This window comes from Microcoleus sp. Pol1C5 (assembly GCF_036701115.1).
In the GTDB taxonomy this organism is placed as follows: domain Bacteria; phylum Cyanobacteriota; class Cyanobacteriia; order Cyanobacteriales; family Microcoleaceae; genus Microcoleus.
Map to the genome: position 1 here is coordinate 1 of NZ_JAUBQE010000103.1, position 9612 is coordinate 9612.

The window sequence follows — 9612 nt, forward strand, 5'->3', positions numbered from 1 at the left end:
AGTTCGTCAAGGGTGTCAAGAACTGCGGGAGCGGCTCCGGCTAAATCTTCTATAGCCACATTTATGGCAGCGTTTACGTCAGCGGATTTGGCAAAAGTTGATTGAGAGATTTGCTCGACAACGCCTGTTCCGGTGCTGCGACCTAATAAGGTATTAGCAGGTAAGTCAGTAAGGCGGCCGTAAATAGCTAGTTTTAGGGTTTCCAATTCAGCCCATACCGCCTCCATACCCTCGTCTTTTTTTTTGCGAATTTCTGTCTTCTTTCTCCAACTGCCAAAGATACTAATATAGTCAGAAGACTTTAAACCGCCGTTGCCTTGAGCTTTGTTCTCAACTCGGACTCCGATTTTTAAATCTTCGTCAAGCAGGGCTGTTTCATTAGTTGAAAAAAACGGGGCCATCAGCGCCCAAGGCTGTTCCAAACTATTTTTATTTTGGAGTATTTCTTCACCTTTTTTTATCCAAGGTCCGTTGCCGTATGCGTGATAAATACCTAAATAAACTTTTTGACCTTCTTTTTTGATTTTATCTTGCTCGGCCATTTGCGCCGCATCAGAGGATAAAGCGGTAACGTTATTCGGCCAAGGTGCTTCCAGTAGGGAAAACAATCCGCATTTAGCTTGCAAGTCCTCAAGCACAATTACGTGCTCGACTATATTGTCAACTGTAAATTCTTGATACGGCATCAAAATTTGATTGAAGTCAACCAGCGTTGCAATAGCATTCCCGTCTGCCGGGACGAGCGATCTAATAAAGGTTCCCGAGTTTTTCATTAGCTTAAATAAGTCCGACCTTCAACTGTTAAAGATCCGTTGGCAGCTTGCGTCATGTCGCCCGGCAAACCGCTAAATCCGAGGTTAACGGTAGCGTTGTTACTACCTACTCCGGTAGCGCCCATCGTGACCGACAAAGATAAATAATTTGCGTTTCCCGTGTTTTTAGTAGTATCAAGTTCTAGCGCTTTTTGCCGCCGCACGGCATCTATCAAAGCTTGTACTTCGTTTGTTGCGGTGCTGTCTCCGCCCGATGGCGCGGTGTAAGTTACCCCTGTTAAATACGACGCAGCAGTAATTGATAATGCCCCCGCCGTTCCTGCAACTACCGTGCAAGGGCAGGAGAAAGTGCCACTAAGGGCCCCGTCAGTATTTGTCGTTACGTTTAAATATTTTAAATTTGATGGATTTTTGGCAGAATTCCCCTGTTGAATCCTCAAAAAATTAATCAAAGCAAAAGTCCAATCCTCTACCGTGGTTATACCTGTAAGCGTGCCGCCCGTTCCATTAGTAAAAGCTGTCATATTTTTAAAATATTTGTTTTAATTATTTTATATCTATTTTATATATCTGTTGGCAAGAACTACCACTACGGCCGCGACGCGATTGGCTCCAAAATGGGGAACTTCTTCGGGAACGAATCCCGAAGAAAATTTTGACGAGCCAGAAGATTTGTCAGATGTTGTCGGGTTAGACGCGGAAATTCCGCGAGGCAGCGCCCGTCCCACGGGCAGTTTGCTGCAGCCAAAACCAAAACCGCGATCGCCGATCGGTGTCGAAATTGGAAAATCGGCAGGGGGCGGACTTGGCGTGACAGTATCGCTACCCATCGGCGGCCCGATTTCTGGAAGGGGTGGAATAAACCTCGGCGCGGGCGGTGCGATAAAAGGCGGCAGCCTCGGCCTCGGTTTTGGTATCGGACCGATCGGCGGGTCGATTGACGTGGGAACCGATCAAGATGAAAACACCGGCGAGGGTGGATGTTATCAGTACGTTACTTTGACTGTTGGACCTTTTAGCCACACTTACGGGCGGAACGTGTGCGAACCGAAGCAGGTTCCGCCACAGCCAGCGCCAACCGCGCCAGAACCTACGCCGTTTCCTGCAACACCCGAGCAGCCAGCAGAACCCACGCCCCCTGATATAAATTGCAGCAAAACGTGGATAACTTGGCGCGAGGAAAGGTACAACAAGCGAGAATATCTTAAATACAATTCATCAACAGGAAATTATGACTTAATAACAGGACCCGAAGGAATTGTACAAGAGCGCGAAACTGTTACTTATAACGATTATGTAAAACTATCGTACCCTAATTTACCGGATTATTCGGATTATGCTTTAGCAAACAGGTTTGGGATAAACACTAAAAATCACAAAACTTTAAAAGTAACTGAAAATCCCAATATAAAATATTACATAACAAGCGGATCGACTACTACTCGATTGTTTTCCAATTTTCAGAACGCTAACGAAATTGTAGTGACTTCTAACTGGCACACTATCCGGTTTGCTAACAACACTCAAGATTTTAGCTTGTCGTTTCAAACGGCGGATATAAAAACTATTACGTATATAAGAGGAAAAATAGGCAATACAAATGTATGGGGCGACTGGAAAACTCGAAACACTGTAGAGTATTACGTCGTGTGCGGCGACGCAGCTCCTATAGTTTCAACTCCCGTTTACTCCCCAATGCCGCCCAACTCACCACCTAAAAAGAAAATGGATGATAAATGTTGTAAAGCCATAATGTTGATGCTTCTGATGCAGCACAAGCACCTCGGCGTAACTCCAATTCCCGGAATGGAAGCCCTCGGGCAGTTTGCTCAGGTAAGCCAAAAAGGCGAACAATTTGAAACTGAAAAAATGGCTTTTCCTTTTGAAGTTCCTAAACGCTGGTTGGATCCGGTTGCCAAAAAAGAAGAAAAAATATTGGTTAAAAATGTAAGCGAATTATTATTTATAATGGGTTCGCAATCGGAAAGGCTAGAAAGAGTTGTTGGGACTAAAGAATTTATCAAGGATTCTGAAGGCAAACTGCGGCAATCTGAAGGCAACCTTCTGTCATGGCTGACAGGAAACAACCCAGATTTTGCATACCCGGATCCAAACGATTTTTGGCTCAACACCGACGACGGAATTATCAAAGAGAAGCGTCTCGAAGTCCGCAGCTTGACAGATGCCATTCGCTACGTCGTCGAAATGGGCAACCGATTAGAAAGGATTTTGCCAATCGCCGAATTAAAAGATAGCAGCATTCCCAAGCGCTGGATTTATCCCGGTGCCAAAGGTCAAGAGCGCGTCGGCAACTTAATTCACCTCATAGAGTTGATGGTGCGCTCCGACGACAAGCACCGGGGATACTGGCCGGTAAAAGTGAAAGTCAAAGACGCCGACCCTGCAATCAAAGGCGACCAGCCGATCGAACTAGAATTCCACTCGCAAGCCGATGTATTCCGCGAGCTTTTCCAATATTTAATAGACATGGAAGGGGACGGCGATTTAACTTCAAACTTTGCTCTCCGCAGCGCGTTCCAGCAGTGCCAAATGCACCAGTTAACGGTGCAAAATAACGCAATGCTCGACGCGATTGTCGAATACTTAGACTTTAAAATTAACCGCACTACCGCCGATGTTCCCATGCCGTTCGATCCTTTTGCGGGCATGGATAAATCGCTGGCTGCTAAAGTTTTGGAAAAAATAGGTTTTGGGGATGGAGCCGCTATGTCGCCCAAAATTGATTCTAATAAAGAATCCGACATTGAAGCGCTAGCACCGGGGATCCTTCAAAATACAATTGTAAAAGTAGATATAGTTGAATGCGCCGAAGATAAAACCCTCAACGAAGCCTTGCTGGAACTGTTGAAGCATTCAAGCGCCGCGAGCGCTGCAGTATCAGAAAGAGTTTCTGAAGCGGGAATCGATCGCCTAATTGCAGGCGCGGGGCTAGCTCAAAAAATTACTTCATTCTTAATGCGGCGAGATGTTGCCAGCGCTTTAGGTATTGGCGATTTAGATAAGTGGATCGGGTCAGCAGAAGTCGGATATACCGATAACCCAGAGACTCAAGCTTTGAGGTTTCCCGAATCCGATCCGCTTCAACCTTACAACCGGCCCATTACTGAAAATCCCCGAATTCGAGAAATTGATACCAAAGAGCCAAAGGCAGATTAATTTATGAAATTCAAACAAGATCCAAGTTCAGGGCGAATAGTTGTAGAACTAAAACACAATGAAGAATGCAATCACGACCTAGAAGAGTTATTTTCAGCTTTGTTAGAATTTACAAGCGAATAGGCTGTAATAATTCACGATTTAAACAAACGCGTAACCGAATTAGAAATACACATCAAAAAACAGAGGGATTATGATTATCAAAGACGGTGAAACTGCTAGCGATTTGTACAACGGCACTGCTTCTCAATCTTGGGTGCAGGGAGTGAGCAACTTTTTTGGAAACATAGCAGCCAAGATCGGAGAGGCGATCGCTAACTTCCAAATCGGCGATGTTAAATTCGGAGACTGGTACAGAGACGATCCGCTTGGAGCGACAGCCGGCGCAGTTCTCGGCGGAACTGCAATGTATTTTGGAGGCAAGCTGGTGCTCGGTGTTGCCGGCACAGTTTCGCGAGTTGTCGGCGCGGTGCGGTCGCTCGGCGTGATGGGCGCGGCGCGGGCAGGTGCGGGTGCAGCTTTGCGATCGGTTGGGGGCAGGGCTTTGGCTTTGTTAGGTTCTCCCGGCGCGCTGGCTACTCGCTGGCTGCAAGGGGTGACTACTGGAGCGCTTATCCGCTGGTGTACGGGAAGCGCAGTTCGCTTGCTCAATTTCAACTTTCAGGCGACTAATGAAAGTTTAGACAGTCAAGTTACTTCGGCTCAAAACAGTTTGTGGGGAATTGTCGGCGCTGGTTTTGGTGCAACTTTAGGGGCAGGTTTGTGCGGCATTATTCCCGGTGCTGCTGTAGTTAGGTTCAACCCTGCCAAGCTAGCGGCTATTAAAGAAGTAGATGAGGAGCTTTACGAAGAAATAATCCCTCAAATTAAATCAATGGTGATGGGTACAATAAATGTTGCAAAAAAAATTGGATTCACGCAGCTTTACAAAAATGTCCGCAAAGTAATTAAAAGCAAATCGCCGTTTATTCGCCAATTTTCTCCCAGCCTTGCTAATACAATAGACAAGTGGGGCGAAAAAGGTTCTAAACCTTGGACAATTAACGGATCGGTCGAAGAGAAGATAGAAACAATTCCCGACGAAGGCATCAAAGCTTACTATGAAAACCTTTGGGAAGAGTTTGTTGATTCTTGCCAAGAGGCATTAATGGTATTTTCTACAGCATTTGGGTAGGTAAAAGTTATGAGCGCATGGGAAGACAAATTAAAACAATTAATTTCACCGACTGAAAGCAAATGGCCGTACCGCGTCGTACAAATCAAGCCCAACCGGAAAAACGATCGCGAAATTTATACTTTATCGGGGCGGGAAGAAGATATAGCGGCTAACGGTTCGCTGTTTCTTGCAACTTACGATGTATTCGAGCGCGATCGCATCAATCTTGAGGAATGGTTCGAGCAATGGCGCTTGGGCTTTCCGCTGTCAAACTTTAATCGAGAAACTTCAAACTATCCGTTAATGGGCGACAAGCAGTGGCGCAAGCCGGGTGCGCTGCCTAAATTTAAAGATTTAACCCCACCAGAATTGCGCTACAAGCAAGGTTATAGAGAGATTGAATATTGGAAAGACAGCAACAACGAAGCAGATTCGGTAATCATGGGCGGGACTGACAACATGATTGTCGATCAGATTATTAGATACGAATATCAAGGAAGCGCTAAAGCTCAAGAGCAACAATCTATAACTAGCGATGTAATCCGATATTCTGGGATTCCCGAAATTACTTTATATTTCAAGGGAATTGACAAAAATTTACCCGGCGAGGAGCGAATAATAACCGGCGAAAAAACTTTTCGATTTATGGGTTACACAGATAATCCTAAAATGGCACAGCAAAGAACGGATTTAGAATTAATCCGTCAATCCGACATCGATCGCATAGGTGCAAAAATCAAAACAATTTTTGGCACAACACCGCCCTACAAATGGTCCAAGGGTAAAAAGCAAGTGACATATCACGATTGGCTGCGTGGCTACAATCTTAATGTTTTTGCGTCTACTCATACAGAGGGAGAGCGCATGGTTCAAAATGTCTTGGCTTTGCGTGACTTGCAAATAGACGAAGCTTTTATAAAATACGGCGAAGCTAAAAACCCTGTTAAAGCTTATCCCCCTGCTGAAAATGTCCAAGTTTTAGGCAAAACGTTTAAAACCCCGGAACGGCTCCCTGTTGTCGATGTTACCTTTGAGTACGCAACTATTTATTTGTGTACGCTCAAAAAGACGCAATATATTGCTTAACAATTATTTACACACTCGATTAAATTGCGTTATAAGGAAAAATAGACCCCTATAGGGGTCTAGCTCAACAATAAATAGAGAGTTTAACTAAAAACCGAGACTAGACAAGGGCTGAGCGTGTTGTTAGCTTAAAAGGGTCAACACGCAGGTAAGGTTCTATGGCTCAAGATGTGCCCGCTCAAATTTTCTTCGACCAAATCGGTAACACTACGGTTCGCGCAGTGCTCACGGGTAACACGACTCTGCCCAGCACTATCAGTCCTAGTTCGTTTTTACTTGCCGTTACCGATGGTCTAGAAAAAGCGCAAATCATTTTTAACGGAGAAAACGGTTCAATCCCCGATGTTGCGACAGTTTCGGGCAAAGAGTTAGGTCAGACAGTTATCGCGGCAGACGGTCGGATTGAAATTCCGATTTTTTACGCAGTTGGCGGCAAGCTTTTTGTCGATCCGACAAATTCCGATCCGATCATTCTGTAATCCTGCTCCTAGTATTTTGAATTTCAATTGCAAACCTTCACTTACCACCAAAAACAATGGGCGAACTTTCGACTATAAAATATTTAGTTAAAAATGCGGAAAAGGTTGCTACAATTACCGCTGCTTTTACTAAATACAAGCTGGGACAAGATCAACCAAAGGTAAATGCACCTGCACGCGGTCCCAGCGTGTTACTAGCTCTTGCATCGTTTGATACTAAAGATGCCACTAAAAATACACTTGTCAAAGCCAGCGGGCGGGCAATGGCAGCAGGTACGAAAACAGCGACAGGCGCAACAGATGCGGTTCTTAATATCGAAACTGGCACCACTCCTGATACTGCTCGGCGCCGCGACGGATACAAGCCTGCCAAAGTAACTATTTTTGTACCAGAAGTAGCATCAAAAGCGGGAGAACCTGCTCCAGCTCAAGGCGAAGAAGATACAACAGCTCCTACGGGTGCAGGTAGCGCTGACAGCACAAGCACTACGCCTATCTCTCGCGTTACGGGCCTCGAATACCGCCGTCGATTGGGCAATAGTTTCACCTATCCTTTCGGATCGTCTGCGACCCCTGGACAAGACAAAGAAGAGGGTATGATGTCTTTTTTGTATGCCAGGCTTTCAACAGGCGGTAAAAGCTTATCTTTCAGCGGAGAAGAAGCACCTCGTCCCAATAAACGATAATGATAAATGGAGAAGTTAGAGAAGGCTTACAAAATAGCTTTACTCTTATAACTACATTAGGTCCTGATTTGAGCGATAGCGAGCGGGAAGAATTAATTGAAAAATCATATATATCTTCTCGCTCAATTATTGACTTTTTAAATGGGGAATTAGATGTAGAAACCTTTTTAGACGTTCAAGAGTTTTGTTTGACGCAACCAATGGACAATTATTTGCAGATTGTTCACACAAATATTGAGAGTTTGAGTTTTGCTGAACTGCTGCTAAGTTAATTATGAGCATTACCTTAGATCTAGAAAATTCAGCAAACTGGCAACCGCGCCTCGCTCAATCTTTTGTCGGCAGTTCAGAAAATCCGCTGCCCGAGTATGCACCTAATTTTGATTTTACTTCAAATATTATTGCCGTACTTGTGGATAACTCCGAAGCGCTTGACACATGGTACTCTGCGGGTTGGATCGGTCAAAAAATAAACCTTCCTTTCGGTCCGACCGCAGCTTCTACTTTTAGCAATACGCGGTTAAAGCTGCGGCAAAAACAACTTTTGGTATTTCCGAAGCTAGTGCCTACTTACAAAATATCAGTTAGATTTCCTCGCTGGTTTACCCAAGCAAGTATCACAATTTGGGAATATCTAGGACCGCAGACTGACACAATAGAGCAAAAGCTAGATACATTAATTCAACAGCAACAGCATCCGCCATAATGGCTATCAATTGGACTAATTTAATCACAAATCTTGCTGGCTTTACTGTGATAGCTGGCTTTCTATGGAAAGGCCTTAAAGTTGCCGAAAGATATGTAGCAGAGCGAACTGCTTCAACAATTGAAAGTCAATCAAAAGCTTTAGCACAGCAAGAACGCATTGCTGTACTAGAAAGTATTGTAGACATGATTAGTGTTCGGCAAGATCAGCGAGACAAGTTTTTACAAAAGTGGACAAAGGGAGAATTTGAAAAAGCATTGCAAGAAGATAACGAATATTATTTAGATGAAGACGAAGTCTATCATATTAGGCGCGATATTCCAAACCTTCAAAAAAAAGCAATGCAGCGTTATAAAAAAATCCACACTGATTTTACACCACCATGAAGCCCGATCCGTATGGCATCGCTGAAATAATCAGATCGTTAACTCCGGTATTTTTTGCAAGTGCTGGATTGACTATTATTTTAGTTACTGTACTCAACGGCGACAAATTGCCGGGCGACAGATTTATCTACGTTTTATCTTCTGCCGGCCCCTTATTGGGATTTGCTGGCGGTGGATTCAGCCCACAAAACCGCAGCCCGCAGAACAGAATTGATGCCGATCGAGTTGATATCGATCAGTCAAAATAAATAGGTGGCACCAATGCCATATGTTCAAGCTTATGAATGCCTCAAAGATAGTAATAGCTCTATCGCGCAATTGCTTGACGCTTTAGAAGATACTGTCACCGAATATATTTATCTAACTACGATGGCATGGCACGAAGCTAGGACAGGGAACCAACTTCGAGAAGGAGTTGAGGAAGATTTACTAAAACTGCTTGTACTTAAAAAAGCTCTAAAAGTTGAAATTGAAACTCGTAAAATACAATGCTTGATTTAACGACCAGTAAAAAAATTGTTGATTATTGCAAAGCCCGTAAATATCCAATCGACAATTTCAACATAATTTACCTCGAAGGGTTAAATATCAACGGCGTTTTAAACGCCGACGAACCCAATCAATTTAACGACGTGCGCTGCATCTTCGATAAAACTAAATGCTTGGACTGTTGGCAAGCAACGTGCGAGCCGGGTTACTGGTACACCGATCGACCTATGAACCCTAACGGCGCGTTCCGAATTGCCTTCGGGTTCCACAGTAAAGCCTGGAAAATTGGCTTGCACGGTTACTCGGACGAACACGAGGCACTTGTTCAAGTAGACGAAGTGCGCGGTTATCGAGACTACAACCGCGACATGAAGCGAATTAACGATCTTGAAGTTGTAGGAAATTTTGGCATAAACCAACACTGGGGGTATGACCTCCCCGCGGTGGACATCGGGCAAGCTTCTGCCGGTTGCTTAGTCGGCCGTACTCGATTCGGTCACAGACAATTTATGGAATATTGTAAAAACTCCGGTCTAGACCTTTTTTCGACGATCGTACTGCCAGCAAATGAAGTTTTTGCTTATTACTAAAGTGCTCAACGCCTAACGGCATCACAGGTTCAGGAAGTGCTCAACGCCTGGCGACATCACAGGTTCAGGAAGTGCTCAACGCCT

At 44.5% G+C, this 9612-nt stretch carries 13 protein-coding genes; 11 read left to right on the plus strand and 2 right to left on the minus strand.

Going from position 1 to position 9612, the window contains the following annotated elements:
- Both QUA23_RS30025 and QUA23_RS30030 read right to left on the minus strand, forming a co-directional pair.
- Positions 1 to 773: hypothetical protein (locus QUA23_RS30025; RefSeq protein ID WP_333079537.1), on the minus strand; the 773-nt coding region annotated here is incomplete at its 3' end.
- A complete protein-coding gene (locus QUA23_RS30030; protein ID WP_333079539.1) occupies positions 773 to 1297 on the minus strand; it encodes a hypothetical protein in 525 nt (174 codons plus the stop codon). The genes QUA23_RS30030 and QUA23_RS30025, both read right to left, overlap by 1 nt.
- 82 nt (positions 1298 to 1379) lie before the next feature.
- Here QUA23_RS30030 and QUA23_RS30035 point away from each other — a divergent pair, with 82 nt between their 5' ends.
- From QUA23_RS30035 to QUA23_RS30085, 11 genes are all read left to right on the plus strand, one after another.
- Positions 1380 to 3950 carry a hypothetical protein gene (locus tag QUA23_RS30035; protein ID WP_333079541.1) on the plus strand — a complete coding sequence of 857 codons (2571 nt, stop codon included), beginning with the start codon at positions 1380 to 1382 and terminating at the stop codon, positions 3948 to 3950.
- 193 nt (positions 3951 to 4143) lie between these two features.
- Entirely contained in the window at positions 4144 to 5124 is a 981-nt protein-coding gene (locus QUA23_RS30040; RefSeq protein WP_333079543.1) for a hypothetical protein, read from the plus strand.
- A gap of 9 nt (positions 5125 to 5133) precedes the next feature.
- A complete protein-coding gene (locus tag QUA23_RS30045) occupies positions 5134 to 6192 on the plus strand; it encodes a hypothetical protein (RefSeq protein ID WP_333079544.1) in 1059 nt (352 codons plus the stop codon).
- Between the two features lie 158 nt (positions 6193 to 6350).
- Positions 6351 to 6671, plus strand: coding sequence for a hypothetical protein (locus QUA23_RS30050; RefSeq protein WP_333079546.1), 321 nt, complete (start codon positions 6351 to 6353; stop codon positions 6669 to 6671).
- A gap of 56 nt (positions 6672 to 6727) precedes the next feature.
- Complete coding sequence (locus tag QUA23_RS30055) at positions 6728 to 7357, plus strand: hypothetical protein (protein ID WP_333079548.1); 630 nt, start codon at positions 6728 to 6730, stop codon at positions 7355 to 7357.
- On the plus strand, positions 7357 to 7629 hold the full coding sequence (locus QUA23_RS30060) for a hypothetical protein (protein WP_333079550.1): 273 nt from the start codon (positions 7357 to 7359) through the stop codon (positions 7627 to 7629). Before QUA23_RS30055 ends, QUA23_RS30060 begins: the two co-directional genes overlap by 1 nt.
- 2 nt (positions 7630 to 7631) lie before the next feature.
- On the plus strand, positions 7632 to 8063 hold the full coding sequence (locus QUA23_RS30065; RefSeq protein ID WP_333079551.1) for a hypothetical protein: 432 nt from the start codon (positions 7632 to 7634) through the stop codon (positions 8061 to 8063).
- Positions 8063 to 8449: a hypothetical protein gene (locus QUA23_RS30070; protein WP_333079553.1), complete on the plus strand. Its 387-nt coding sequence runs from the start codon at positions 8063 to 8065 to the stop codon at positions 8447 to 8449. The genes QUA23_RS30065 and QUA23_RS30070 overlap by 1 nt, the downstream gene beginning before the upstream one ends.
- Before the next feature lie 68 nt (positions 8450 to 8517).
- Positions 8518 to 8697: a hypothetical protein gene (locus QUA23_RS30075; RefSeq protein WP_333079556.1), complete on the plus strand. Its 180-nt coding sequence runs from the start codon at positions 8518 to 8520 to the stop codon at positions 8695 to 8697.
- Between the two features lie 13 nt (positions 8698 to 8710).
- Positions 8711 to 8950, plus strand: a complete 240-nt coding sequence (locus QUA23_RS30080) for a hypothetical protein (protein WP_333079557.1) — start codon at positions 8711 to 8713, stop codon at positions 8948 to 8950.
- Positions 8938 to 9528 carry a hypothetical protein gene (locus QUA23_RS30085; RefSeq protein ID WP_333079558.1) on the plus strand — a complete coding sequence of 197 codons (591 nt, stop codon included), beginning with the start codon at positions 8938 to 8940 and terminating at the stop codon, positions 9526 to 9528. The genes QUA23_RS30080 and QUA23_RS30085 overlap by 13 nt, the downstream gene beginning before the upstream one ends.
- The last annotated feature ends 84 nt before the right edge of the window (positions 9529 to 9612 follow it).